This is a genomic window from Amycolatopsis sp. NPDC043885 (assembly GCF_056435685.1).
Map to the genome: position 1 here is coordinate 105,036 of NZ_JBWKEA010000012.1, position 25,273 is coordinate 130,308.

Sequence of the window (25,273 nt, forward strand, 5' to 3'; positions counted from 1 at the left end):
TCCACACAGTCGCGTCCTTGGGCGGACGCCGCGCACCTACGAGTGATGCCCGAGGCCCGCGTTGCGGGCTTGGGCGAGCAGCACCTCCCGGTCGTCCGTACCGGCCTTGGCGTGGATCGACGAGACGACGTTGCGCACGGTCTTGGGCGCGAGCCCAGCCGGGATCTCCAGCCCGCCCGCCAGGAGGTCGAGCACCTCGTGCTCGCGTGAGGTCAGCCGCGGGAACGCCCGCATCGGCTGCGAAGCGGCCAGCAAGCCGTAAAGCCGGTCCGCGGCGCGCTCGCCGAACACGATGGCGCCCGCCGCCACCCCCCGGATGAACCGGACCAGGTCGTCGTGACCCGCGCTCCGGGACAGGACGCCGCGGGCGCCCGCGAGCATCGCGGCGACCACGAGTTCGCCGTCGCCCGGTGGGGTCAGGACCAGGATGGCGGTTTCCAGTACGCGGGAAGCCACTTCGCGTGTCACCGCGAGCCCGTCGTGCCCGGGCGGGTGAACCGGCAGGACGAGGACGTCCGGACGAAGGAGATCTGCCGTCTGGCGACGCCGAGGATCACGAGGGAAGAGTGGGAGAGGTATTTCCCGGGGCTCGCGCTCCACGCCTCCGCTGACGTTGCTGTGGCTTTCGCAACCCGCCACCTTTTGCCTTACGGCTCGATAGAACGCCAACGACCCTGGGCATGAGGTGACCTGTGGACAAAGGGCCCGACGGGCCGAGAAGTGAACGAAGGTAACTCCCTCCGTAATAAACATATAGCGCATGGGGGGACTTGCCACAAGACCCCGGTCATGCCTCAAACTCACTCGCCGTAGCCGAAACCTGGTGAAATGGGAGTCTGTGTCAACTCAGGGTCATGAAGAAGAGTTGCGGTCCGAACGCGAATACGTCGCCGGGCTCTACACGCGCCTGGACGCCGAACGTGCGCGGGTGAAGGGGGAGTTCCAGGCGGCGCTGGGCGGAACCGGCGGGACGGCCATGGAACGCGACGTCGAGGTGCGGGCGCTGGCCAGGGAGTCGCGGCGGCTGGACGTCGTCGACAACGGGCTGTGCTTCGGCAGGCTGGACAGTCTCGCGGGGGAGACCTCGTACATCGGCCGTATCGGGCTCTTCGACGAGGAGAACGACTACGAGCCGGTGCTGCTCGACTGGCGGGCACCCGCCGCCCGCCCGTTCTACACCGCGACCGCGGCGACGCCGGAGAAGATGCGCCGTCGCCGCCAGTTCCACACGCACGGACGTGAGCTGCTCGGGTTCACCGACGAGGTGTTCGGCCGTCCCGGCGGCGACGCGGAGGGTGACGCGGCGCTGCTCGCGGCCGTCAACGCGCCGCGCGGCGAGGGGATGCGTGACATCGTCGCGACGATCCAGGCCGAACAGGACGAGATCATCCGGCACGAGCACCCCGGGGTGCTGGTGATCGAAGGCGGGCCGGGCACCGGGAAGACCGTGGTGGCGCTGCACCGCGTCGCGTACCTGCTCTACACCCAGCGCGAGCGGATGGAACGCCACGGCGTGCTCGTGGTCGGGCCGAATCCGGCGTTCCTGCACCATATCGGCCGGGTCCTGCCGTCCTTGGGCGAGACCGATGTGGTGTTCATGACCACCGGCGATTTCGTCCCCGGCAAGCACGTCACCGCTGAGGACGGCCCGGAAGCCACCCGGCTCAAGGGTTCGCTGAAGATGCTGGACGTCCTCAAGGCCGCCGTCGCCGATCGCCAGCGGCTGCCGGAGGAGCCGGTGCTGATCGACCTCGCCGACGTCACCGTGCGGATCGACGCCGAGACCGCGGAATGGGCCAGGGACGAGGCGCGCAAGAGCGGTCTGCCGCACAACGAGGCGCGGGGGACGTTCACCGACATCGTCACGTACGTCCTGACGGAGCGGGCGATCGCGCGGATCGGCCGCGGTTGGCTCAGCCGGGACGACCGCGACGAATGGGAGCGGCTGCGGAAGGATTTGCTGAAGGAACTGGCGGAGAGCGAGACGTTCACCACCGCGCTCGACGCGCTCTGGCCGATACTGACGCCCGAAAGTCTGCTGGGCTCGCTTCTCTCGTCCCCGGAGCGGCTTCGCGCCGCGGGCGCCGACCAGGCGTTGCTGCGTGCCGACGGCGAAGCCTGGACGGTGTCGGACATGCCGCTGCTCGACGAACTCGTCGACCTGCTCGGTCGCGACAAGGCGGCGGACGAGGCGGCGGAAAAGGCGCTCGCTCGGGAGAAGAAGGCCGAGGCCGAGTACGCCGAAGGTGTGCTCGACACGATGAAGCTCGACCGCGAGGAGATGGACGAGGACGTCATGCTGTCGGCGGAGAACCTGCTCTTCGCCGACGAACTCGCCGACCGGTTCGTGGAGCACGACACGCGCAGCCTCGTCGAACGCGCCTCCGCCGATCGGGACTGGACGTACCGGCACGTCGTGGTCGACGAGGCGCAGGAACTGTCCGAAATGGACTGGCGGGTGCTGATGCGGCGCTCTCCCAACCGGTCGTTCACCGTCGTCGGCGATCTGGCGCAGCGCCGGTCCGAGGCCGGGGCGCGATCGTGGGACGCGATGCTGAAGCCGTACGTGCCGGGCCGCTGGGTCTACCGGTCGCTGACGGTGAACTACCGCACCCCGGCGGAGATCATGGCCGTCGCCGCGTCGGTGCTCGCCGAGTTCGCGCCCGACGTCCGGGCGCCGGAATCGGTGCGATCCAACGGGGTCCGTCCGTGGGCGCGGCAGGTCGACGCGGATTCGCTGGCGGGCGCCATCGAGGAGTTCGTCAAGGACGAAGCCGGACGTGAAGGCACCAGCGTCGTGATCGGCCCGCCCGGGGTGCCGGGCACAGTGCCCGCCTCGGAGACGAAGGGGCTCGAGTTCGACGCCGTCCTCGTCGTGGACCCGAAGCGGATCCTCGCCGACGGCCCGCGCGGTGCCGCTGAGCTCTATGTGGCGCTTACGCGCGCTACGCAGCGGCTCGGCGTCCTGCACGAAGGCCCCCTGCCGCCCGCGTTGGCGGGCCTGAACCCGTAACTCGCGTGATCAGAGACCGCACTCGCGTGCTTGGAGCCGGAACTCACGAGTTCCGCCTCCAAGCACGCGAGTCACGGGTTCAAGCACGCGAGTGACGCCTAGCGTGTCGGGTCCTTGCCGTTCGGCTGCCGCGGCCCCGGACCCGGCGACCACCAGCCGGGGACGACCTTCTCGCCGTGGACGATGGTCGGCGCGATCCCCTCGGTGAACGGCTCCACCTGCAGCAGCTGGCCCCAGGACTGGCTCGGCTGGCCGATCAGGTAGCTGGGCACCTCGGGTTCGGCCGCGACCTCTTCGAGCCAGCCGATCGGGCCGCCGTTGGTGCTGGACGCCCAGTTCGCCTCGTCGGCGACGGCGCCGGCGGTGATCCGGTAGTCGGGCATCTTCGAGATGCCGTCGTGCGAGGTCACCGGCTGCACGCACGGGTAGACGAACGACGCCGGCCAGTCGACGTACACCTGCTTGCCAGCGATCTTCTCGGTCAGCGTGGTGAACGTCGGCACGCGCGGCGCGGACGCGGCGATCCAGCCGTCCTCGGTGAGGTCGTTGTCGACGATGTTGATCCGCACGGACGTCGTCTCGGCCGGGAGGTCGCGCAGGTTGATCCGGGTGTCGTTCCAGCCGTTGGTCCCGGCGCCCGGCGGTAGCACGAACTGGCTGCGGACGACCTTCACCCCTTCGCTGGTGTTGACGCCGTAGTCGAGGCTCACCGACGTCGGCCGCCGGGCCGCGCCCGCGGTGGCGACCACGATCTGGCCGTCGGCTGGCTTCTCGGAAAGGGCGTACCAGTCGCTGCGCAGTCGTCCGGCCCGCGTTTCCGGGTCGAGGAAGCTGCTCCACATCGGGACTTCGTCGGGTTTGAAACCGTGCGGCGGTTCGGCCAGCGGATCCTTGTCGTCGATCGCGCGGGTGTGGAACCCGGTCTGCACGCGGCCGTTGTCCTGCTCGGGATCGGGCAGCGGCGGCGGGGTCTGCCCGGCGGGCGGCTCCTCCTTCTTCACCGGGACCGTCCGCTGTTCGGACTGGGCCCGCAGGATGCTGGTCGCGGCGTCGCGTTCCACCATCACGTGGTCGGAGAGGTTGCAGCTCTTGCCGAACAGGTGCCCGAAGTTCGCGGCGCCGAGGCTGTAGGAACCCTGCTGGTTGTGGATCGCCCACGCCATGCTGACGAACTCGCCCGTGGCCATCAGGCCGCAGACGACCACCAGCGAGAGCGAACCGAGCCGCAGCGACCGGCTCCGCCCTTCCTGCGGTCCCGCCTGAAGACCCGGCCGGTGCGCGCGGACGTTCTCCACGAACGCGTACACCCCGGAGATCGCGGCCGCGACCAGCAGGATCGTCGACAGCGGGATCCCGCCGATCGACGGCGCCACGGCGGTCCACTGCACGCCGAGTTTCGAGACGAACCAGTACGAGTTGGGCCCGGTCGCGGCCAGCGCGCCGACGACGAGCAGCCCGGCGAGGAACGCGGCGCGGTTGCGCCTGGACCTCAGCACCGTCGAACTGGTCGCCAGCGCGGTCAACGCCGCCATCGCCGCGCCGACCGCCGCGAACGCGCCGAAGTGGTGCGTCCACTTGGTCGGCGTCAGCGCCAGCAGCAGGAAGAACAACGCGACCGTGCCGATCAGGCGGCGGCTGGGGCCGAGCGCGGCGCCGGGGATGCGGCCGCGGCGCAGCAGCACCACCAGGCAGGTCCCGGTGCACAGCAGCACCAGCAGTACGGGGAACCGGCGTGGCACGGAGCCGTCCGGCAGGCTTTCGAACAGCAGCTGGTAGCGCGCGAGTTCCTGGAACCACGACAGGTTCGGGCCGACCAGGGTGCGGATCCGGGTCGCCTCCTGCACGGTGGCGAAGGTCTGGTCGGCGAACACCACGACCAGCACCAGCAGCCCGGCGGCCAGCACCGGCGCGAGCACCGGCAGCCAGCCGTTCTCGGCACGCTGGCGGACCAGTTTGTACAGCGGGCGCGCGGCGACCAGGAACGGCGCGACCGCGATCAGCCCGGTCGGCGTCGCGGCCAGGGTGAACCCGGCCGCGGTCAGCCCGAGGCACAGCGGAAGCAGACGGCGGGTCACCAGCGCGCGCTCGACGGCGCAGATCGCCAGCAACGAGCCCAGCGCGGCGACCGGTTCCGGCCGGACACCGTTGTTGAACGGCATCCACCAGACCAGGAAGACCGCGGCGGCGGCCCAGCCCGCGGCGCGGCTCGTGCGGACCTGCGTGCCCAGGCGCGGCATGACCTCGCGGCTGATCAGCAGCCAGCTCAGCACGCCGAGCAGGAACGACGGGAGCCGGATCCACGGCGGCACCGTGCTGACGTGCGCCATCAGCTGGTACACGTGGTAGAACCAGCCGAACGGCGCCTCGGCGACACCGAACCACCGGTGGTAGTTCGTCAGGTAGCCGGTCTCTTCGGCCACTCTCGACATCGTGAGGATGTAGCCGTCGTCCGAGGTGACCGGCCCGATGAACACCCACGCGCCGAGCGCGACGATCACCGTCGCGTCTCGGGCGGTCAGCCGCCACCAGCCGACCGGCGCCCAGCGGGGCGCGCGGCGGGCGAACCCGGAGTCCATCCGCCACACCGCGATCAGGCAGCCGATGAACGACAGCGCCGCGATGACGCCGATGATCCACTTCCACACGGTCGGCGAAGTCTGGTAGCGGGTGTCCGGGACGACCGAGACGTGCAGGCCGGCGATCGGGTCCTTGGCCGCGTTGATCGACGAGTAGATCCCGACCAGTCGCGGCCGGACGTCGCCCTCGGCGTGGAACACGACGGTTTCGGCGACGGTCAGCGTCATCTGGTTCGCGTCCGCCGAGAGCTTGACATCGCAGTTCTTCTCCGGGAGGGGCTGCTGGACGATCTGCTGGCCCTGGCTGGAGGCGAGCAGCACGCCGTTGTCGATCCGCAGCTGCAGCCCGACGCCCTTGCCCGCGCGCGGGTCGGTGCGGCCGTCGGGCACGGTGGAGAACAACAGCGCCTGGCCCTGCGAGCGCGCGTCCAGCGACCGGACGGTCGTGCACGGCAGATCGACGCGCAGGTCCTGCGCCCAGTACCCGGTCAAGGGCGCGTTGACGGAGCGGGTGTCGCCGCCCGTTGGCCAGACGACCTCCGCTGTGTCCTGCACCACCGGCAGGAAGGGGAAAGCCAACGCGCACAAGGCGGACAGCAACCCCAGCGTGACAGCGATCAGACGCATCGGCGCAACGCTAACGGGTCTGGTCCGAACGGCTTACGCAGGGCTGCCCTTCGCCGTGCCGCTCAACCAGGTTATAGCGCCCTGAACTGTCGTTACGCTGGCCGTTTCCGGTCGCCGCGGCCGCTGGACGACGACCACCGGGAGGCCGAGCGCACGGGCCGCCGTGAGCTTCGCCGCGGTCATCTCGCCACCGCTGTCCTTGGTGACGAGGACCTCGACGCCGTGCCGCTGCATGAGCGCGCGCTCCTTCTCCACCGTGTACGGCCCGCGGTCCAGCAGGATTTCGTGACGGCGGGGGAGTGGCGCCTCGGGCGGATCGACGCAGCGGATCAGGAACCAGAGATCCAGCCCGGCGAAGGCGGCGAGCCCTTGACGTCCGCTGGTGAGGAACACGCGTTCGCCGAGCGCCGGGAGCAGCCGCGCGGCGTGGTGGAGGTCGTCGGCCCAGTGCCAGGTGTCGCCGGGCTGTTCGGTCCAGCCGGGCCTGGCGAGCCTGAGCAGCGGTGTTCCCGTTTCCCGCGTCGCGATGGCCGCGTTCGAGCCGATGCGTTCGGCGAAGGGATGCGTGGCGTCGATCACCGCGTCGACGTCGTTCTCGGTCAGCCAGCGCGCGAGACCCGCCGGACCGCCGAAGCCGCCGACGCGGACTTCGCCCTCCGGCAGCTTCGGTCGCGCGACGCGGCCCGCGAGTGAGGACACGACGTGCTCGCCGCGTGCCACCAGTTCCTTCGCGAGCTCGCGCGCCTCGCCGGTTCCGCCCAGGATCAGCAGCTTCATCGCGTCACGGCCGCGCGCCACCGTTCCAGCGTGCGCAGGTTGGCGAGCGTTTCCGCCCAGGTGAGTTCAGGCGCCTGGCGGTCTTCGAGGTGCGCGGCGACGTGGTCGGCTTCGCGAGCGAAGAGGCCTTGAGTCGCTTCGACTTCGATCGCCTCGGGTTCGCCGCCTTCTGGCGTGAGGACGATCTGCGACGTCTTCGGCTTGCGCATTTCGTGGATCCACGCCGGTTTCGGCACGTACAGCTGCCCTTCCGAGCCGTACACGCGGATGTGGTCGTCCTGCGTCAGCTGGAAGCCGCAGGCCAGCTGCGCGAGGATCCCGCCGGGCAGCCGCAGGAGCCCAAACGCGACTTCGTCGACGCCGTTCTCGTCGAGCCTCGCCATCCCGAGCACCTCTTCGGGCTCGACGACGTCCTGCCCGGTCGCCGCCTGCGAGACCAGCCGCGCGAGTGACGTGCAGTAACAGCCGACGTCGAAGATCCCGCCACCGCCCAGCGCGGGATCGGTGAGCCGGGGTACGGCGAAGTGGTAGCTGAAGGTGACGTCCACGGCGCGGACCTCGCCGATGGCACCGCAGGAGATCAGCTCGGCCAGCCGCCGGATCTGCGGATGCAGCCGGTACATGAACGCCTCCATGAGGAAGACGTCGTTCGCGCGGGCGGCTTCGATGACCTTCTCGGCTTCGGCGACGGACATCGTCAGCGGCTTCTCGCACAGGATGTGCTTGCCCGCTTCGGCCGCGCGGATCGCCCATTCGCCGTGCAGCGGATGCGGCGTCGAGATGTAGATCGCGTCGACGTCCGGATCGGCGAGCAGGTCTTCGTAGGCGCCATAGCATTTCGGGATCTCGAAGCGGCTCGCGAACTCGGCCGCCCGGTCACCGGATCGCGCGGCGACGGCTTCGAGGACACCGTGTTCGCTCTCTTCGACGCCCGCCGCGAACTCGGCGGCGATGGTCCCGGCGGCCAGCAGGCCCCAGCGCAGGTTCTTCACAGCGACTCCGGTTGGTTGGCGCGATCGCGGGTGGCCGAGTACAGGAAACTGTCGGGAAACCCTTCGGCGGCAAGGACTTCCCCGACGAAGATCATCGCCGCGCGGCTGATCCCGGCCTCGCGGGACTGCGCCGCGATGGTGCCGAGCGTGCCGCGCAGCACCTGCTCACCGGGCTGGCTCGCCAGCGCCACCACCGCCGCCGGGCAGTCGTCGGTGTAGAACGGCCGCAATTCGTCGACTACTTGCTCGACGCGGTTGATCGCCAGATGCAGCGCGAGGGTGGTGCCGGTGCGCGCGAAGTTCGCCAGCGTTTCCCCCGGTGGCATGGCGGTGGACCGGGCCTGGGCCCGCGTGACGACCAGGCTCTGGCCGACCTCGGGCACGGTCAGTTCACGCTTGAGCAGCGCGGCCGCGGCGGCGAACGCGGGGACGCCCGGCGTGACGTCGTAGGGAACGCCGGCCGCGTCGAGGCGGCGCATCTGCTCGGCGACGGCGCTGTAGATCGACGGATCGCCCGAGCACAGCCGCGCGATCTCGTGGCCCTTCTCGTGGGCCTCGACCATGCGCTCGACGATCGCGGGCAGGTCGAGGTTCGCGGTGTCGATGAGCACCGCGTCGTCCGGGCAGTACTCCAAGAGCGCTGTCGGTGTCATGCTCCCGGGGTACAGGCAGGTCTCGCAGCGGCCGAGCAGGTCACGGCCCCGCACGGTGATGAGGTCGGCCGCGCCGGGACCCGCGCCGATGAAGTGCACTGTCAAGGTTTGCTCCGAAAACTCCATTGTGTGACGACCCGCGCCGGGGTCCAGCCGGTGAATCCACCCAGCGGCGCCGCCTGTTCGACGGCGACGCGGATCAACTCCCCGCCGTGCTCGCCGTACGCGCGGGCCAGGGCCTGTTCGGATTCGAGGGTCACGCCGTGCGCCACGATCCGCGCGCCGGTCGCCAGGCAGGCGTCCAGCACACCGGGCACGGTCAACCCGCCACCGAGGAAGATGGCATGCGGCCTGCTCAGCCCTTCGAGGGCTTCCGGTGCCGCTCCGATCACCACGTCGAGTTCCGGTACGCCGAGCGCGTGCGCGTTCCGGGTGATCCTGGCGGCCCGTTCCGGCGACCGCTCGATCGCGATCGCCCGGTTCAGGGGATGCACGCGGGACCACTCGATACCGACGCTGCCCGCACCCGCGCCGACGTCCCACAGCAGTTCGCCGGGTGTCGGCGCGAGCCTGGCCAGCGCGGACGCGCGGAGGTCGCGTTTGGTGAGCTGCCCGTCGTGCTCGAAGGCGTCGTCAGGGAGGCCGGTCATCGGCAGCGCGGGTCCGTCGGCCTCGATGGCGAACACGGTCAGCGTGCCGGGGCCGACACGCTCGTCCGGACCGCCGAGGTCGGAGAGCGCGGTGACGCGACTTTTGCCGTAACCGCGGGCTTTGAGCAGGTCAAGGAGGTCTTCGGCGTTCGCGCCGAGGACGAGGATCTTCCGGCCGGGGGTGAGTACGCGGTTCACCCTGCCGATCGCGCGGCCGACGACGGTGACCACTTCGGTCTCCTCCGTCGGCCAGCCGAGTTTCGCGCGGGCGAGCGTGACCGAGGAGAGCGCGGGCAGGACCTCGACGTCGTAGCCGCGCTGGATCAGCGTCGTGCCGATGCCGGACAGCAGGGGATCGCCGCTGGCCAGCACGCAGACACGGCCTTCCCGCTCGGCGAGGAAGGCGTCCAGGCCGGGAAGGAGCGGGCTGGGCCAGGGTTCGCTTTTCATCCCGGCGGGCAGGTACGCGAGCTGACGCGGCGAGCCCACGACCACGTCGGCGCCGAGCAGTGCTTCCTTGGCCCGCTCGGACAGGCCGGGCCAGCCGTCGGCCCCGATCCCGACGACCGTCATGGGTGATTTTTCGCGCACCTCGGTCACGGTAGATGACGGATTTCCTATGCGATGATCGGCCAGAGGTCGTCGACGACAGGAGAGCTGTGAAGCCGTACCCGTTCACCGCCGTTGTGGGGATGCCGGATCTGCGCCTGGCGCTGGTGCTTTCCTCGATCTCGCCCGCGGTCGGCGGAGTCCTGGTGCGCGGGGAGAAGGGCACGGCGAAGTCGACGATGGTGCGCGCGCTGGCCGGTCTGCTGCCCGGTGTCGACGTGGTGGACGCGTGCCGGTTCTCCTGCGACCCCGTCGAGCCCGATCCGGCCTGCCCCGATGGTCCGCACGCCGAAGGTTCGCCCGCGCACCGCCGTCCCGCGCGGCTCGTGGAGCTGCCGGTCGGCGCGGCGGAAGACCGCGTGATCGGTTCGCTGAACCTGGAACGCGCGCTCGCGGACGGCGTCACCGATTTCCAGCCCGGTCTCCTCGCGGCCGCGCATCGCGGGCTGCTGTATGTGGACGAGGTCAACCTCCTGCACGACCACCTGGTCGACACGCTGCTCGACGCCGCCGCCATGGGGCGCGCGACCGTCGAGCGCGAGGGTGTCTCGGTGTCGCACGCGGCCCGGTTCGTCCTGATCGGCACGATGAACCCCGAGGAAGGCGAACTACGGCCGCAGCTGCTGGACCGCTTCGGGCTCACCGTCGAGGTCGCGTCGAGCCGGGATCCCGAACTGCGGGTCGAGGTCGTCCGCCGTCGGCTCGCCTACGAGGCGGACCCCGACGGTTTCGCCGGCCAGTACGCCGCGGCCGACGCCGAGCTCGCCGCGGACATCGAAGCGGCACAACGGCTTCTGCCGTCGGTCAAACTGCCGGACGACGCGCTGCGGCAGATCGCGGAGGTCTGCGCGTCCTTCGAGGTCGACGGGATGCGCGCGGATATCGTGACCGCGCGGACCGCGGTCGCGCACGCCGCCTGGGCCGGGCGCACCGAGGTGACCACCGAAGACGTCCGGGTCGCGGCCCGGCTCGCGTTGCCGCATCGCCGTCGCCGCAATCCCTTCGACGCGCCCGGGATCTCCGAGGAGCAGCTGGAACAGGCGTTGCAGGACGCCGAACCGGAAGGCCCCGGTCCGGACGACGACGGCCCCGGTTCCGGTGCCCCTCCTGAGGGCGGCGAGGCTCCGCAGTCGGAGAGCGGCGGCCAGGAACCGTCGGGCGGCGGCAAGAACGGCGGCGACCAGAAGCCGGTCGGAGCCGGGGAAGCCTTTCGTGCCAGGCGTTTCGAGGTGAAGGGCACCGGTGAAGGCGCCGCCGGACGGCGGTCGAGGGCGATCACCGACAACGGCCGGACCATCGGCGTCCAGCCCGCCGGGACCAAGGACGGGCATCCGCATCTGCTCGCGACCGTCCGCGCGGCCGCGCCGCACCAGCGGTCCCGCGGCCGCAGTGGCGCCGGACTCGTGGTGCGACCGCAGGATCTCCGGTTCGCGCGGCGGGAAGGGCGCGAGGGCAACCTGGTGCTGTTCTGTGTCGACGCGTCCGGCTCGATGGGCGCGCGGCAGCGGATGCGCGAGGTCAAGACCGCCGTGCTGTCGCTGCTGCTCGACGCCTACCAGCGTCGCGACAAGGTGGGCTTGGTGACCTTCCGCGCCTCCGGTGCCGAACTCGCGCTCCCGCCGACCATCAGCGTCGATGCCGCCGCGTCCCGTTTGGACGGTCTCGCGACCGGCGGCCGTACGCCGCTGGCCGAGGGACTTCTCGAAGCGGTCCGGGTCCTGCGGATCGAAGCCCTCCGTGATCCGTTGCGGCGTCCGCTGCTCGTCGTCGTCACCGACGGCCGCGCGACCAGCGGTGCCGACGCCGTCCAGCGCGCCCGTCAGGCGGCCGGGTTGCTGGCCGGGAACGTGACCTCGATCGTGATGGACTGCGAGAGCGGGAAAATGCGGCTCGGGCTCGCCGCCGAACTGGCGGAACACCTTGGCGCGGAACATGTCCCGGTCGCCGAGGTCGCCGCGGACACCCTCGCGGGCGCCGTCCGTACTCATCTCTCGGGAAGGGCGGCGTAATGCCACAGGGCAAACCGGAAACGGTGCCGAACGACGGGCTCACCACCCGTCAGCGCCGCAATCGCCCGCTGCTCGCCGTGCACACCGGCGAGATGAAGGGCAAGTCCACGGCCGCGTTCGGGATGGCGCTGCGGGCGTGGAACCAGGGCTGGTCGATCGGCGTGTTCCAGTTCGTCAAATCGGCGAAGTGGCGCGTCGGCGAGGAAGCCGCGTTCCGCGCGCTCGGCAAGCTGCACGACGACACCGGACAGGGCGGCGCGGTCGAGTGGCACAAGATGGGCGAAGGCTGGAGCTGGGCGCGCAAGTCCGGTTCCGAAGAGGACCACGCCGCCAACGCCCGTGAGGGCTGGGCCGAGATCAAACGCCGGCTCGCCGCCGAAACCCACGACTTCTACGTCCTCGACGAATTCAGCTACCTGCTCAAATGGGGCTGGCTCGAAGTGGACGACGTCGTCTCGACGCTGACCGGACGCCCCGGGCACCAGCACGTGGTGATCACCGGCCGGTACGCGCCGCCGGAGCTGATCGAGGCGGCGGACCTGGTCACCGAGATGACGAAGGTGAAGCATCCGATGGACGCGGGGCAAAAGGGCCAGCGAGGCATCGAATGGTGAACCGCGTGGTCATCGCCGCGCCTGGATCCGGGCACGGCAAGACCACGATCGCCGCGGGCCTGATGGCGGCGCTGCGGGCGCGGGGGCTGAAGGTCTCCGGGCACAAGGTCGGCCCCGACTTCATCGACCCGAGCTACCACGCCCTCGCCACCGGACGGCCCCCGCGCAACCTCGACCCGTTCCTCCAGGGCGAGGATCGGCTGATCCCGATGCTGCGGCACGGTTCCGCCGGTGCCGACATCGCGGTCATCGAAGGTGTGATGGGCCTGTTCGACGGGGCGCTCGGCACCGAGGGCTACGCCTCGACCGCACACGTCGCCCGGTTGCTGGACGCGCCGGTGGTGCTCGTCGTGGACGCGTCGGCCGCGTCGCGCAGTGTCGCCGCGACCGTGCTCGGGTTCGCGCAGTACGACACCCGCGTCCGGCTCGCCGGCGTCATCCTCAACAAGCTGGGCTCGCAACGGCACGCGGACGAGATCGTCACCGCGCTGGAGGCGACCGGCGTCCCGCTGCTGGGAACGTTGTACCGCAACGAAGAGATCCACGCGCCCAGCCGTCACCTCGGCCTGGTCCCGGCGGCGGAACGGGCGAGCGAGTCGGAACGGCTGCTGCCGGAGCTGGCGGCATGGATCAGCGAGGGCGTGGACCTCGGCGCGGTCGTGCAGGTCGCCCGGTCGGCTTCGCGGCTGTCGGGGGAGCCTTGGCGGCCTCCGTTCGCGTATGACGGGCGCCGTACGGTGGTCGCCGCGGCGGCCGGTCCCGCGTTCACCTTCCGCTACACCGAGGCCGTCGAACTGCTCGCCGCCGCCGGTGTGGACGTCGTCGACGTGGATCCGTTGCAGGACAAGGAACTTCCCGAAGGCTGCGCCGGGCTGTACTTCGGCGGTGGCTTCCCCGAGGTCCACGCAGAAGAACTGTCGGCGAACGTCCCGCTACGGACCGCGGTCGCGCGGGCGGTCGGTGACGGAATGCCCGTCGTGGCGGAGTGCGCTGGACTGCTGTACCTGTGCCAGGACATCGACGGGACGCCGATGACCGGCGTCCTGGACGCCTCGGCCACCATGACGAAACGCGGAAAACTCGGCTACCGCAAGGCTTTCTCGCCCGCGGACAGCGTGCTCGCCGTCGCGGGGCAACGCGTCACCGGGCACGAATTCCACCGCACGATCATCGAACCCGGCAGCGGCCCGACACCGGCCTGGGGCTGGGATCGCACTCCCGACGGTTTCGCGTCGGCGTCACTGCACGCGTCGTACCTGCACGTCCATTGGGCGGGCTACCCCGAACTCGCCGAACGGTTCGCCACCGCGGTGCGCGCCCATGGCTGACTACGACCTCTGGCACCACGGCGATCGCGAGGTCGGTGAAGGTCTCGTCGATCTGGCGGTCAACGTCCGCCTCCCGGCGCCACCCGCTTGGCTGCGCGCTGAACTGGCGGCGGCCCTGGGCGATCTCGCCGCCTATCCGGACGTCACCGCCGCTGTGGTGGCGGTGGCGCGGCGACACGCTTTGCCGGAGTCCCAGGTGCTGGTGACCTCCGGCGCGGCCGAAGCCTTCACACTGCTGGCCACGGCGTTGCGGCCGTCGTGTGCGGTGGTCGTGCACCCGCAGTTCACCGAACCCGAGGCCGCTCTGCGCGCGGCCGGTCATCCCGTGCACCGGGTGCTGCTGTCACCCGACGACGGCTTCCGGTTGGGCGGGGTCCCGGAGGAGGCGGACCTGGTCTTCGTCGGGAACCCCACGAACCCGACTTCCGTGCTGCACCCGGCCGCGGACCTGCTCGCGCTGGGCCGCCCCGGCCGGCTGGTCGTCGTCGACGAGGCCTTCCTCGACGCCGTCCCCGGCGAGACCGAAAGCGTTGCGGGACAACCGGGTTTCGCCGTCCTCCGCAGCCTGACGAAGACGTGGGGGATCGCCGGTCTGCGCGCCGGATACGTACTGGCGGACGAGTCCGTTGTGGACAGCCTGCGCGCGGTCCAGCCCCCGTGGTCGGTGTCGTCGCTCGCCGCCGTCGCCGTGGTGGCGTGCTGTCGTCCTGCCGCGCTGGAGGAAGCCGAAAAGCTGGCGGTGGCGGCGGAAGCGGATCGGGAGTACCTGGTTTCGGGCCTGACCGTGCTGGGGGTCGAGGTGCTGGGGGAGCCGCGGGGTCCTTTCGTGCTCGTGCGGCTCCCTGGCGCCGACGGTGTCCGGGAACGGTTGAGGGAGAACGGTTTCGCCGTCCGTCGGGGGGACACCTTCCCGGGGCTGGACGCGCGGTACTTGCGGATCGCGGTGCGGGACCGGGAGACGGTGGACGCGTTCTTGGGTGCGTGGCGGGTCGTGAGTGACGTTTCGGGTTCTAACCCGAAACGCCACTCACGACCCGCGCACGACAGTGGTTGGATGAGCCGGTGAACTTCGCGATCGGCGTCTTCGATCTCTTCGCCTACACCATCCCCGGCGCGCTGTACGTCGCGTTCTTCGGCTATCTCGGGACGAAACTCCACATCCTGACCGCGGCGAGCATCGGTGGCGTGCCCACCGTGGTGCTGGTCGTCGTGATCGTGCTGCTGAGCTTCCTGCTGGGCTATTTGGCCTATCCGCTGGGTGAGGCGCTGGAGCGGATCGTGCCGCGACGGCGGAGCCGGGACGCGGCGAAGGAGTTCGTCCGCCGGATGCCCGCGGCGAAGGACCGCCCGTTCCTGAAGGAGAACCCGCATCTCCTGCTGTGCGCGCTGCAACTGCAGGACAAGGAGGTCGCGGCCGACGTCTCGCGGGTGCGCGCGTCCGGTCTCATGGTGCGCAACTGCGCGCCGCCGTTGCTGTTCGGCGCCGTCGCCGCGATCGTCGAGATCTTCGCGGGCAAACGTCCGTTCATCGCCGCCGGGATCGCGGTGCTGCTCGTGTTCGCGTCGCTCACCTTGGTCACGCAGGGACGGAAATTCGGTCTCTGGGCCGGGATGAAGACCTTCGAGCTGTGCTTCTGGTTGCCGGACATCGACGAGAAACTGGCGGCTCCTCAGAAGGACGAAGCCAGCAAGACCCCCGCGACGGCGACCTCGACGCAACCCCCGAGCACGTCCCCGGTGACCCCGCCCAGCCGCTGAACGCACCGCGCCAGCAACGCCGCCGCGGCCAGGTACCCCAACGCCACCGCGGCGAGCCCTTGCCACCACGGGAGTACCAGCGCCGACGCGCCCACGAGCACGGCGAACACCACCGTCGCCGTCCACACCGGCACCGAACCGGCGACGGTCGCGCCCAGTCCTTCCGGCCGGGCCGAGGGGACGCCGCGCGCGCAGCACAGCGAGAGCACCCCGCGTCCGGCGATGACCGCCGTCGCGACCGCCGCGATCCCGTGCCCGGCCGAGATCGCCCCGGCCAGCGCGCCGGTCTGCACGAGCAACGTCAGCACCAGGGTCGCGATCCCGGTCGGCCCGGAATCGCCGCGCCGCATGACGTCCAGCGCCCGCACGCGGTCGTACGAAGCACCGAGCCCGTCCGCCGTGTCGGCGAGCCCGTCCAGATGAAGGCCGCGGCTGCCCAGCGCCACCGCGCCCAACGCGAGTGCCGCCGACGCGAACGCGGGCAGACCGACCAACTCGCCCAGGAAAACGAGCACCGAGGCGACGGCCGCGAGCGGCACGACGGCCAGCGGGGCGAGCACCATCGCGCCGCCCGCCACCCGCCGGTCGATCACCCCCGGCGCCGGCACCCGGACGGTGGTCAGGGTGCCGACGGCCATCTTCAGCGCGTCGGCGATCAAGCCAGATCCGCCAGCAGGCCCATGTCCGCGAGGATCGCCCGCGCCGCCCTCAGCGTCGGCACCGCCTGCACGGCACCGCTGCCCTCGCCGAGCCGCAGCCCGAGGTCGAGGATCGGCTCCAGCCCGAGCGCCTTCAACGCGAACGCCTGCGACGGTTCGGTCGACCGGTGCCCGGCCAGCCACCACCGCTCGGCACCCGGCGCGATCTCGCGGGCGATGAGCGCCGCGGCTCCGGAGAAGACGCCGTCGAGCAGTACCGGAACCCCGCGGACCGCGGCCTGCACGAGAAAGCCCGCCGTCGCGGCGAGACAAGCGCTGCCGAGCGCGGTCAGCACCGCGAAGGGATCCTTCAGCGCTCCGGCCCGCGCCAGCGCGGCCTCGACGACCGCGACCTTCCGCGCGCGACCGTCCTCGTCGATCCCGGTCCCCGTGCCGACGACCTCTTCCGCCGCCAGGCCGAGCACCGAAGCGACCACGGCCGCGCAGATCGTCGTGTTGCCGATCCCCATGTCGCCGGGGATGAGCAGATCCGCGCCGCCGTCGATCTCCTCGTCCGCGATCGCCAGCCCATGGTCGAACGCCGTCCGCGCCTCGCCCTCGGCGAGCGCGTCCTCGACGTCGATCGCACCGGACCCCCGCCGGACCTTGTGCGCGGTGACCTCGGCTGGCACGTCCGCGCCGTCCCAATCCACCGCGATGTCGCACACCCGCACCGTCGCCCCGGACAGCTTGGCCAGCACGCCGACGCCGCTCTTCCCGGCCAGGAACACCCGCACCATCGCCGCGGTGACCTCGCGCGGATACGCCGACATCGCGGAAACCCCGTGGTCCCCGGCGAACACGACCACGCGGACGTCGTCGAGCGGCCGTGGCGGGACGACGCCGTGCGCGGCGCTCAGCCAGGCGGCCAGGTCTTCGAGCCGTCCGAGCGAACCCAGCGGCTTGACCAGGCCGTCCAGTCTGGTGCGCGCCGCGGCTTCGGCGGCGGCGTCCGGGATGGCGATACGCATGGCAGCTCCTAAGGCAGGTCGAGCATCCGTCCGGCGACGACCAGCACGGTCCGGTCGGACACGGCGGACACCCGGTTGTTCACCGCGCCCAGCACATCACGGAACACGCGTCCGGACACCGTCGCGGGCACCACACCGCTGCCGACCTCGTTGCTGACCGCGATCACCGGCACGGAGGCCTGCTCCCACGCCGCCAGGAAGTCCTCCAGCCGGTCGTCGAGCCGCCGTTCCCAGCCCTTGCGTTGCTCCCAGGCGCCGACCTCGTCGAGCACCCGGCTGATCCACGTGCCGAGACAGTCGATGAGCAGCGGATGCGTCGCCGTGCGCAGCACCGTGGCCAGGTCGGTGGTCTCCACCGTCTTCCAGTGGCCCGGCCGCCGTGCGCGGTGCGCGGCCACCCGGGCGGCCCATTCGGGATCTTCGGCGCTCGGCGGCAGCCCGGGCGCGATGTAGGTCAGGTGCGGGTGGCGGGACGCGAGCCGCTCGGCGTGGTGTGACTTCCCAGAGCGGACGCCGCCCAGTATCAGCACCTTGCCGTCGTCGCGCGAATAGCGGCGAAGTGCCCGCGCGAGGGTCTCCAGGACCTTCGCGAGGCGATGCGTCAGCTTGGTCATACCCCGCATTCTCGTGCACGCGCTACGGTTCGCCACGTGCCACTCCGACAAGCCGCCACCGCAGCCGGACTCGTGACCGGTTACGTCGCCGACGTAGTGTTCGGAGATCCACGGAGGAGGCATCCGGTCGCGGGCTTCGGGCGGGCCGCGCAAGCCCTCGAACAGCGGGTTTACGCCGATTCGAAGGTGCGGGGCGCGGCGTACACCGCCGTCTGCGCGGGCACCGTCACCGGATTGGGGGTCGCGGCCCAGTTCTTGACCCGGAAGCGTCCGTTCGCGCGCTTCGCGCTCACCGCGGCGTCCACTTGGGTGGTTCTGGGCGGCAAGGGGCTGGCGGCCGAGGGCACCCGCATGGCCCGGTTGCTCGACGACGGCGACCTGCCTGCCGCGCGGCAGCGGCTCTCGCATCTGTGCGCCCGCGACGCCACCGGGCTCGACACCGAACAACTCGCGCGGGCGACCACCGAGTCCATCGCCGAGAACACCTCGGACGCGGTCATAGCGCCGCTGCTGTGGGGCGCGGTCGCCGGGATCCCCGGTCTGCTGGGTTACCGCGCGCTCAACACGCTCGACGCCATGGTGGGCTACCGGTCCCCGAAGTACGCCAACTTCGGCTGGGCGTCGGCGAGAACCGATGACCTGGCGAACCTGGTGCCGTCCCGGGTCGGCGCGGCGCTCACCGTGGCGTCGGCGCCACTGGCCGGCGGTTTCGCCAAACCCGCCTTCCGGATCTGGCGGCGCGACGGGAAGCACCATCCGAGCCCCAACGCGGGCCAGGTCGAGGCCGCCTTCGCCGGTGCGCTCGGGATCAGGCTGGGCGGGACGAACAGCTACGGCGGACGCACCGAACGCCGCGGCGTCCTCGGCGACGGCCGCGAGCCGGAACCGGTGGACGTGCGCCGCGCGGTCCGGTTGTCGAGGGCGGTCGGTCTCGCCGCGCTCGCCGTCGCGGTGGCGGTCACGCGGTGAGCGGCCTGCTCGTCGCGGGGACGACGTCGGACGCGGGCAAGAGCCTGGTCACCGCCGCCTTGTGCCGCTGGCTCGCGCGCCAGGGCGTGCGGGTCGCGCCGTTCAAGTCCCAGAACATGTCGAACAACTCGATGGTGTGCGCGGACGGCGCCGAGATCGGCCGCGCGCAATGGCTCCAGGCGCGGGCGGCCCGCGTCGAACCCGAAGCCGCGATGAACCCGGTGCTGCTGAAACCGGGGAGCGATCGCCGCAGCCACGTCGTCGCGCTCGGGAGACCGTTCGGCACGCTGGAAGCGGGGGAGTACGCCACGGGGCGGGAAGGCCTCGCCGAAATCGCCTTCGACACGTTTTCTTCGTTGCGACGACGCTTCGACGTCGTGCTGTGCGAAGGCGCGGGCAGCCCGGCTGAGATCAACCTGCGCGAAGGCGACTACGTCAACATGGGGCTGGCGCGGCGCTTCGGCCTGCCTGTGGTCGTCGTCGGCGACATCGACCGCGGGGGCGTCATGGCCGCGATGTTCGGCACCCTCGCCCTGCTTTCCGCCGAAGACCAGGCGCTGGTTTCGGGCTGGCTGGTCAACAAGTTCCGCGGTGACGTCGGCCTGCTGCGGCCGGGACTGGAGACGCTGGAAAAGCTCACCGGCCGCGAGGTCTTCGGCGTGCTGCCCTGGCTCGCCCAGGTGTGGATCGACTCGGAGGACGCGCTCGCCGCCGCGGGGTGGGGCGCTTCGGGTGGGTCGCTCCGGGTCGCCGTCGTGCGGTTTCCGCGTGCCTCCAACGCGACCGACGTCGACGCGCTCGCCGCCGAGCCCGGGGTCTCGGTCGCGCTGACCGCCGATCCGGACACAGTCCTTTCCGCCGACGTGGTGATCCTGCCGGGTTCCCGCGCGACCGTGGACGACCTGGCGTGGCTGCGTGCGCGCGGCCTGGCGGACGCCGTGCGGACGCGGGCCGAGGCAGGGCGTCCGGTGCTGGGGATCTGCGGCGGCTATCAGATGCTGGCCGCCGAGATCGAGGACGACGTCGAGTCCGGCGCCGGAACGGTACCCGGTCTCGGTCTGCTGCCGACGCGCGTTTCGTTCGGCGCCGACAAGGTGCTGGCCCGGCCCTCGGGGGAATGGCGCAGGCAACCCGTGGAGGCGTACGAAATCCACCACGGCACCGTGATCCCCGCCGGCCCCGCCGAGTCCTTTTTGGACGGATACCGGCAGGGCGCGGTGTGGGGCACGATGTGGCACGGAGCCTTCGAGAACGATGGTTTCCGCCGCGCTTGGCTGGGCGAGGTGGCGGACTGGTCACCCGCCGCCGGGGCACCGGGTTTCGGCGCGTTGCGGGAGAGCATGCTGGACCGGCTCGCCGACGCCGTCGAGGAACACGTCGACACCGAGGCTCTGCTGCGGCTGATAGAGAAGGGTGCCGACGGCGGCCTGCCGTTCGTGCCGCCCGGCGTCCCCTGACGCATTTAGTCCTCTGAATGCGGTCCTTGCACACGCAACTACCGCATTCAGAGGACTAAATGCTAGCTAACCCGCACGGTGTCTTTACGCCCCAACGCCTTCTCGGCCAAGGTGCCGAAGGTCAGCCCGAGCGCGGTCCAGAGCACCACCTGCGTCCCGGCCGACGCGAGCCGGAACGTCCACAGCGTGGAACCCGGGAACCCGTCGGGGACTTCGTCGATCGACGGCAACAGCGCCGCCGCCACCCCGATCAGCACTACGTACCCGCCCGCGGCGATCAGGCCGCCGCGCCAGGCGCCGAGCTTGTCGGCCAGCTTCCGGCCGAACGCCGCCGCGAGGATGCCGACCAGCAGCGAAAGCGCGACGAAACCGAAGTACAGCGAAGTCCGGCTTCCGATCGTGCCCGCCTGACCGACCGCGGGCGGATTCCCCGGGTACTTCAGGAACGGCACCAGGAACACGACCACGAAGGCGCCACCGGCGAGCAGAGCCGCGGTCACCCGCGGCCGCAAAGTGCCGAGGCGCCCGTAGACGAAGGCGAACGCGAGCGAGAACAGCCCGCCGACGGCGACCCCGTACAGGCCGACGCCGGTCAGCAGGCCCACGGTGCTCTGCACACCACGGGTGACGAGCTCTTCCTCGGCCTCGGCCGGGGCGTGTTCATGGGCACCCGGAGCACTGTGCGAATGAGCGGCGGTGCCTTCGAGACCGATGGCGGTATCGACCGAAGGCTCGCCGAAGAAGTACGCGAAAAGGGTCGCCAGGACACCGGCGACCAGGCCCGCGAGCATGCCGCGGACCAGCAAGGTCCTCATCATGGGGCGCGTGCCGCCTAGTGGCACGGGAAGGCCAGCAGATGCCGGCCGTCGTGGACGAACTCGTGGACGTACGAGTTCGCGAACACCGACACCGCGCCCTGCTCGGCGCTGATGAAGTACAGCGTGATCAGCGAAAGGAGGATGACGAGCACCGCCCAGGGCAGGATCTCGCGGACGGGGATCCGGACGGGGACGGGTACTGCGGCTACCGCTTCGGACATGGCGGTGGGACCTCCTCGGGCTAGCGCGGCCTCTTCAGGGGTGTCACGACGGCTCCGGGTCTGGCTTCCCCGATGGCTCGGGGTCACAGTGGCGCGACCGCGCGGATTCTCACCGCGTTCCGGGTGCCGTCGTCTGGCCGACCGAGCGTAGGTCGCCACGAAGCGTCCGGTCAATGTGACGGAACCCGATCGGCGCAGGCTCGTGACGTCACGGGCATCCACCGATCGGTTGATGGGGGCTCCACCGTCGCCCGCCTCAGCCGTGGCCACGCGGTTGATTCGGCGGACCCCCGCCGCGCGGCATGGTCTTCGTATGGCAATCATCGAGGTGGAAGACCTCGTCAAACGCTACGGCGACCACACCGCGGTGAACGGGGTCGGTTTCGCCGTCGAGCAGGGCGAGATCTTCGGCATTCTGGGCCCCAACGGGGCAGGCAAGACCACGACGGTCGAGTGCGTCGAGGGGCTGCGCGTCCCGGACGGCGGGACCATCCGGGTCTGCGGGATCGACCCGCGAAGCGAAACCGGCGAGCTGCGGCAGCTGCTCGGCGCGCAACTGCAGGAAAGCGAGTTGCCGGACAAGCTCAAGGTCGGCGAGGCGATGGAGCTGTACGGCTCCTTCTACCGTGAACCGGCCGACTGGCGGGAGCTTCTCGGCATCCTCGACCTGACCGCCAAGATCGACACCCAGTTCCGCAGGTTGTCCGGCGGACAGAAGCAACGGCTGTCGATAGCGCTCGCGCTGATCGGCAACCCGAGGGTGGCGGTGCTCGACGAGCTCACCACCGGCCTGGACCCGCAGGCGCGCCGTGACGCGTGGGGCCTGATCGAGCGCGTCCGCGACCGCGGCGTCACGATCCTGCTGGTCACGCATTTCATGGAGGAAGCCGAACGACTGTGCGACCGGCTCGCGGTGATCGACGCCGGCCGCGTCGTCGCGCTCGACACCCCGGCCGGGCTGGTCGCCGGCGTCGACGACCGGCAACGCATCCGGTTCCGTCCGTCCGCCCCGCTGGACCACTCCGTGCTGACCGCGCTGCCCGAGGTCACCTCGGTCGACCGCGCGGGCGACCAGCTCGTCGTGACCGGCACGGGCAACCTGCTGCTCGCCGTCACCACCGTGCTCGCCCGCAACCAGGTCACCGCGGCCGGCCTGCGGGTCGAGCAGGCGTCGCTGGACGACGCGTTCGTCGCGCTCACCGGCCGCACCATCGACTCCTGAGGAGAACACCATGTCCGCCCTCGCCCGGCTCACCGTCGCCGAGACCAAACTCTTCTTCCGCGAGCCGATGCTCGTGTTCTTCGTGCTCGCGTTCCCACCGCTCCTGCTCGTCGTCCTCGGCGCGTTCCCCGCGTTGCGAGAACCCAGCGCGGACCTCGGCGGCGCCAGGGCGATCACCCTGTACCTGCCGATCATCGTCACGATGGGGCTCGCCATGTTCGCGCTCAACAGCGTGTCCCAGCTGCTCGCCACCTACCGGGAGAAGGGGGTGCTGCGGCGCATGCGGACCACCCCGGTCAAACCGCACGTCATGCTCGGCGCCCAGCTGCTGATGTCCACGATCATGTCCGTGGCGACGATGCTGGTCGTGCTGGCCATCGGCAGGGTGATGTACGACGTGGGCCTGCCCCGGCAGCTCTTCGCGTACCTGATCGCCTATCTGCTGACGGCGCTGGCGATGTTCGCGATCGGCCTGCTGGTCGCCTCCGTCGCGCCGACCGGCAAGAGCGCGGGCGCGATCGGGACCCTGCTGTTCTTTCCGATCCTGTTCTTCGCCGGTCTCTGGGTGCCGCGCGCCGAGATGAACGACGTCCTGCGGACGATCAGCGACTTCACTCCGCTGGGTGCGGGCGTGCAATCATTGCAGGACGCCGCCGCCGGTCACTGGCCGCAACCACTGCAGGTGGCGGTCTTGCTGGGGTGGACGATCACTGCAGGCGGGCTGGCCGCCCGGTACTTCCGCTGGGAGTGAGTCGTGGGCATCGAAGCGGAGCTGCGTGCGGAGTTCGACCGCTGGGAACGGGTCGAGACGAAGGTCTTCAACGTCCTTCCGTACGTCCTGCTGGCGATCGGCGTGCTCATCGCGGTGCTGCTGCCGATCTGGCGGGTGCCGGTACACCTGCCGACAGTGCTCACGCTTTCGGCCGCGATCCTGGCCTGGACCTTCTGGTTCCACACGCTTCATCCGGAATGGCACCGGAACGGCCCGCTGATGGGCCTGTACTACACGGGCCTGATGGTGCTGACGGCCTGCCTGGTCGCGGTCGCGCCGTGGTACGGCCTGTTCGCCTTCATCGGCTACCCCCAGGCGTTCCGTTACCTGAAAGGCCGCTGGCGGTACGCCGGGGTCGCCGCCACGTCCGTGATCTCGGCGGTGGCGTACCTGGGCGGGCTGACCGGGATCCGGGACGAGAACATGTGGGCGGCGTGGGCGGCGCTCAGCGTGATCATCACCGTGCTGGCCGGGGCTTTCTCCCGGATCGCCGAGCAGTCGGACCAGCGCAACCTCAAACAGAAGCAGGCGCTCGCCGAGCTGAACGAGGCGAACACCAGGCTGGAGGCGGCGCTGGAGGAGAACGCCGGCCTGCACGCCCAGCTGCTGGTCCAGGCCAGGGAGGCCGGGGTGCTCGACGAGCGGCAGCGGATCGCCAGGGACATCCACGACACCTTGGCCCAGGGCCTGGCAGGCATCCTCACCCAGCTCCAGGCCGCCGAACAGACCCTGGACGAGCCTCCGGTGCTGCACCGGCACGTGACGAACGCGATGAACCTCGCGAGGGAGAGCCTGACCGAGGCACGCCGGACGGTGCACGCGGTGCAGCCGGAGCCACTCGCCGAGGGCAGGCTCCAGGACGCGATCGGCGAGGTGACCAGGCGCTGGTCGGAGGTGTACCACATCGAGGCGGTGCTGACCACCACCGGCGACCCCCGGCCGATGCACGCCGATGTCGAGGTGACGCTGCTCCGGGCCGCGCAGGAAGCACTGGCCAACGTGGCCAAGCACGCGAAGGCGGGCCGAGTCGGCCTGACCCTGTCGTACATGGAGGATCTGGTGACGCTCGACGTGCGTGACGACGGTGTGGGCTTCGAACCCACCGCCAAGCGCGCCAACGGTTCCGCCGACGGAGGGTTCGGGCTGACCGGTATGCGGCAGCGCGTGCAGCGCCTCGCCGGCCGCCTCGACATCGAGTCGGAGCCGGGCGGGGGCACCGCGATCTCGGCGTCCGTACCGGCGATCCCGGCCGGAGCGGAGCGGTGATCTCGCTGCTGATCGTCGACGACCATCCCGTGGTACGGGACGGACTGCGGGGCATGTTCAGCGCAGACCCGCGCTTCGATGTCCTCGGCGAGGCCGGGGACGGCGAGGAGGCCATCACCGCCGGGGTGAAGCTCCGTCCCGACGTGATCCTCATGGATCTGCGGATGCCCCGGATCGACGGCGTCACCGCCATCGAGGAGCTGGCGAAACGCGGGGTGACTTCGCGGATCCTCGTGCTCACCACCTACGACACGGACAGCGACGTGCTGCCCGCCATCCAGGCCGGTGCCACCGGCTACCTGCTGAAGGACGCGCCGAGGGAAGAACTGTTCCGCGCGGTGGAGGCGGCCGCGCAGGGGAAGGCGATGCTTTCTCCCGCCGTCGCGACCCGGTTGATGGGCCAGATGCGGCAGCCGACTTCAGGCCCGCTCTCACACCGTGAACTGGAAGTCCTGGAACTGATCGCCCAGGGCTCGACGAATCGTGAGGCCGCGAAGAGGCTGTTCATCAGCGAAGCGACGGTGAAGACCCACCTGCTGCACGTGTACGCGAAACTCGGCGTCAAGGACCGGGCGGCGGCCGTGGCCACGGCGTTCTCCCAGGGGTACCTGACACCGCGCGGCTGATGGTGCGGCGTCGGCGGAATCCTTGCGGTCCGC

The 25,273-nt window shown here is 70.7% G+C and carries 23 protein-coding genes; 12 read left to right on the top strand and 11 right to left on the bottom strand.

Going from position 1 to position 25,273, the window contains the following annotated elements; genetic code table 11:
- Positions 1 to 36: 36 nt before the first annotated feature.
- Entirely contained in the window at positions 37 to 468 is a 432-nt protein-coding gene (locus tag AC069I_RS29295) for a DNA-binding response regulator (protein WP_478266859.1), read from the bottom strand.
- A 370-nt stretch (positions 469 to 838) separates the two neighbouring features.
- On the opposite strand from AC069I_RS29295, the gene helR reads away from it, so the two are divergent.
- Positions 839 to 3,013: an RNA polymerase recycling motor ATPase HelR gene (helR, locus tag AC069I_RS29300; RefSeq protein ID WP_478266860.1), complete on the top strand. Its 2,175-nt coding sequence runs from the start codon at positions 839 to 841 to the stop codon at positions 3,011 to 3,013.
- Positions 3,014 to 3,111: 98 nt separating this feature from the next.
- On the opposite strand, the gene AC069I_RS29305 is transcribed toward helR, so the two are convergent.
- The 5 genes from AC069I_RS29305 to cbiE are packed head-to-tail and all read right to left on the bottom strand — an operon-like array spanning position 3,112 to position 9,888.
- On the bottom strand, positions 3,112 to 6,216 hold the full coding sequence (locus AC069I_RS29305; protein ID WP_478266861.1) for an arabinosyltransferase domain-containing protein: 3,105 nt from the start codon (positions 6,214 to 6,216) through the stop codon (positions 3,112 to 3,114).
- Positions 6,217 to 6,249: 33 nt separating this feature from the next.
- Positions 6,250 to 6,993, bottom strand: a complete 744-nt coding sequence (locus tag AC069I_RS29310) for a cobalt-precorrin-6A reductase (RefSeq protein WP_478266924.1) — start codon at positions 6,991 to 6,993, stop codon at positions 6,250 to 6,252.
- Positions 6,990 to 7,985, bottom strand: coding sequence for a Gfo/Idh/MocA family protein (locus tag AC069I_RS29315; RefSeq protein WP_478235074.1), 996 nt, complete (start codon positions 7,983 to 7,985; stop codon positions 6,990 to 6,992). The genes AC069I_RS29310 and AC069I_RS29315 overlap by 4 nt, the downstream gene beginning before the upstream one ends.
- Positions 7,982 to 8,743, bottom strand: coding sequence for a precorrin-4 C(11)-methyltransferase (gene cobM / locus AC069I_RS29320; RefSeq protein WP_478226538.1), 762 nt, complete (start codon positions 8,741 to 8,743; stop codon positions 7,982 to 7,984). Before cobM ends, AC069I_RS29315 begins: the two co-directional genes overlap by 4 nt.
- Positions 8,740 to 9,888, bottom strand: a complete 1,149-nt coding sequence (gene cbiE / locus AC069I_RS29325; protein WP_478266862.1) for a precorrin-6y C5,15-methyltransferase (decarboxylating) subunit CbiE — start codon at positions 9,886 to 9,888, stop codon at positions 8,740 to 8,742. Before cbiE ends, cobM begins: the two co-directional genes overlap by 4 nt.
- Positions 9,889 to 9,947: 59 nt before the next feature.
- Between cbiE and AC069I_RS29330 the strand changes: the two genes are divergently transcribed.
- The 5 genes from AC069I_RS29330 to AC069I_RS29350 are packed head-to-tail and all read left to right on the top strand — an operon-like array spanning position 9,948 to position 15,606.
- Positions 9,948 to 11,906 carry a putative cobaltochelatase gene (locus tag AC069I_RS29330; RefSeq protein WP_478226536.1) on the top strand — a complete coding sequence of 653 codons (1,959 nt, stop codon included), beginning with the start codon at positions 9,948 to 9,950 and terminating at the stop codon, positions 11,904 to 11,906.
- Entirely contained in the window at positions 11,906 to 12,520 is a 615-nt protein-coding gene (gene cobO / locus AC069I_RS29335; RefSeq protein WP_478226535.1) for a cob(I)yrinic acid a,c-diamide adenosyltransferase, read from the top strand. The genes AC069I_RS29330 and cobO overlap by 1 nt, the downstream gene beginning before the upstream one ends.
- Positions 12,514 to 13,848, top strand: coding sequence for a cobyrinate a,c-diamide synthase (locus tag AC069I_RS29340; RefSeq protein ID WP_478226534.1), 1,335 nt, complete (start codon positions 12,514 to 12,516; stop codon positions 13,846 to 13,848). The genes cobO and AC069I_RS29340 overlap by 7 nt, the downstream gene beginning before the upstream one ends.
- Positions 13,841 to 14,914 carry an Rv2231c family pyridoxal phosphate-dependent protein CobC gene (cobC, locus tag AC069I_RS29345; protein WP_478226533.1) on the top strand — a complete coding sequence of 358 codons (1,074 nt, stop codon included), beginning with the start codon at positions 13,841 to 13,843 and terminating at the stop codon, positions 14,912 to 14,914. The genes AC069I_RS29340 and cobC overlap by 8 nt, the downstream gene beginning before the upstream one ends.
- The gene (locus AC069I_RS29350; RefSeq protein WP_478226532.1) at positions 14,911 to 15,606 is read left to right on the top strand and encodes a hypothetical protein; all 696 of its coding nucleotides are present in this window, start codon (positions 14,911 to 14,913) and stop codon (positions 15,604 to 15,606) included. Before cobC ends, AC069I_RS29350 begins: the two co-directional genes overlap by 4 nt.
- Here the strand turns inward: AC069I_RS29350 and AC069I_RS29355 are convergent.
- The 3 genes from AC069I_RS29355 to AC069I_RS29365 are packed head-to-tail and all read right to left on the bottom strand — an operon-like array spanning position 15,519 to position 17,889.
- Positions 15,519 to 16,265 (bottom strand): adenosylcobinamide-GDP ribazoletransferase, encoded by a 747-nt coding sequence (locus tag AC069I_RS29355; protein WP_478226531.1) that lies wholly within the window; start codon positions 16,263 to 16,265, stop codon positions 15,519 to 15,521. The two genes, AC069I_RS29350 and AC069I_RS29355, sit on opposite strands and share 88 nt — an antisense overlap.
- A complete protein-coding gene (gene cobT / locus AC069I_RS29360; RefSeq protein WP_478226530.1) occupies positions 16,262 to 17,275 on the bottom strand; it encodes a nicotinate-nucleotide--dimethylbenzimidazole phosphoribosyltransferase in 1,014 nt (337 codons plus the stop codon). The genes AC069I_RS29355 and cobT overlap by 4 nt, the downstream gene beginning before the upstream one ends.
- 8 nt (positions 17,276 to 17,283) lie before the next feature.
- Positions 17,284 to 17,889, bottom strand: coding sequence for a bifunctional adenosylcobinamide kinase/adenosylcobinamide-phosphate guanylyltransferase (locus AC069I_RS29365; RefSeq protein ID WP_478226529.1), 606 nt, complete (start codon positions 17,887 to 17,889; stop codon positions 17,284 to 17,286).
- Positions 17,890 to 17,925: 36 nt separating this feature from the next.
- Here AC069I_RS29365 and AC069I_RS29370 point away from each other — a divergent pair, with 36 nt between their 5' ends.
- Positions 17,926 to 18,858 carry a cobalamin biosynthesis protein gene (locus tag AC069I_RS29370; protein ID WP_478266863.1) on the top strand — a complete coding sequence of 311 codons (933 nt, stop codon included), beginning with the start codon at positions 17,926 to 17,928 and terminating at the stop codon, positions 18,856 to 18,858.
- A complete protein-coding gene (locus AC069I_RS29375) occupies positions 18,855 to 20,315 on the top strand; it encodes a cobyric acid synthase (RefSeq protein ID WP_478266864.1) in 1,461 nt (486 codons plus the stop codon). Before AC069I_RS29370 ends, AC069I_RS29375 begins: the two co-directional genes overlap by 4 nt.
- A gap of 62 nt (positions 20,316 to 20,377) precedes the next feature.
- Here the strand turns inward: AC069I_RS29375 and AC069I_RS29380 are convergent, their stop codons facing one another.
- Together AC069I_RS29380 and AC069I_RS29385 are read right to left on the bottom strand one after the other, a co-directional pair.
- Positions 20,378 to 21,133, bottom strand: a complete 756-nt coding sequence (locus AC069I_RS29380) for a CbtA family protein (protein ID WP_478266865.1) — start codon at positions 21,131 to 21,133, stop codon at positions 20,378 to 20,380.
- A gap of 14 nt (positions 21,134 to 21,147) precedes the next feature.
- Complete coding sequence (locus AC069I_RS29385) at positions 21,148 to 21,354, bottom strand: CbtB domain-containing protein (RefSeq protein ID WP_005162643.1); 207 nt, start codon at positions 21,352 to 21,354, stop codon at positions 21,148 to 21,150.
- 313 nt (positions 21,355 to 21,667) lie between these two features.
- On the opposite strand from AC069I_RS29385, the gene AC069I_RS29390 reads away from it, so the two are divergent.
- Genes AC069I_RS29390 through AC069I_RS29405 form a run of 4 tightly spaced genes read left to right on the top strand, consistent with a single transcriptional unit; the run spans position 21,668 to position 25,240 of the window.
- Positions 21,668 to 22,576: an ABC transporter ATP-binding protein gene (locus AC069I_RS29390; RefSeq protein ID WP_478235061.1), complete on the top strand. Its 909-nt coding sequence runs from the start codon at positions 21,668 to 21,670 to the stop codon at positions 22,574 to 22,576.
- A 10-nt stretch (positions 22,577 to 22,586) separates the two neighbouring features.
- Positions 22,587 to 23,327: an ABC transporter permease gene (locus AC069I_RS29395; RefSeq protein WP_478226525.1), complete on the top strand. Its 741-nt coding sequence runs from the start codon at positions 22,587 to 22,589 to the stop codon at positions 23,325 to 23,327.
- Positions 23,328 to 23,330: 3 nt separating this feature from the next.
- Entirely contained in the window at positions 23,331 to 24,614 is a 1,284-nt protein-coding gene (locus tag AC069I_RS29400; protein WP_478266866.1) for a sensor histidine kinase, read from the top strand.
- Positions 24,611 to 25,240 (top strand): response regulator, encoded by a 630-nt coding sequence (locus tag AC069I_RS29405; protein ID WP_478226523.1) that lies wholly within the window; start codon positions 24,611 to 24,613, stop codon positions 25,238 to 25,240. Before AC069I_RS29400 ends, AC069I_RS29405 begins: the two co-directional genes overlap by 4 nt.
- Positions 25,241 to 25,273: the final 33 nt, after the last annotated feature.

What these genes read in the sequence shown, in the direction of transcription:
- AC069I_RS29390 (WP_478235061.1), top strand. Translation starts at nt 21,668, where the DNA reads ATGGCAATCATCGAGGTGGAAGACCTCGTCAAACGCTACGGCGACCAC.
- AC069I_RS29365 (WP_478226529.1), bottom strand. Translation starts at nt 17,889, where the DNA reads ATGACCAAGCTGACGCATCGCCTCGCGAAGGTCCTGGAGACCCTCGCG.
- cobO (WP_478226535.1), top strand. Translation starts at nt 11,906, where the DNA reads ATGCCACAGGGCAAACCGGAAACGGTGCCGAACGACGGGCTCACCACC.
- AC069I_RS29380 (WP_478266865.1), bottom strand. Translation starts at nt 21,133, where the DNA reads ATGATGAGGACCTTGCTGGTCCGCGGCATGCTCGCGGGCCTGGTCGCC.
- AC069I_RS29305 (WP_478266861.1), bottom strand. Translation starts at nt 6,216, where the DNA reads ATGCGTCTGATCGCTGTCACGCTGGGGTTGCTGTCCGCCTTGTGCGCG.
- cobC (WP_478226533.1), top strand. Translation starts at nt 13,841, where the DNA reads ATGGCTGACTACGACCTCTGGCACCACGGCGATCGCGAGGTCGGTGAA.
- AC069I_RS29310 (WP_478266924.1), bottom strand. Translation starts at nt 6,993, where the DNA reads ATGAAGCTGCTGATCCTGGGCGGAACCGGCGAGGCGCGCGAGCTCGCG.
- cobT (WP_478226530.1), bottom strand. Translation starts at nt 17,275, where the DNA reads ATGCGTATCGCCATCCCGGACGCCGCCGCCGAAGCCGCGGCGCGCACC.
- AC069I_RS29395 (WP_478226525.1), top strand. Translation starts at nt 22,587, where the DNA reads ATGTCCGCCCTCGCCCGGCTCACCGTCGCCGAGACCAAACTCTTCTTC.
- AC069I_RS29385 (WP_005162643.1), bottom strand. Translation starts at nt 21,354, where the DNA reads ATGTCCGAAGCGGTAGCCGCAGTACCCGTCCCCGTCCGGATCCCCGTC.
- AC069I_RS29340 (WP_478226534.1), top strand. Translation starts at nt 12,514, where the DNA reads ATGGTGAACCGCGTGGTCATCGCCGCGCCTGGATCCGGGCACGGCAAG.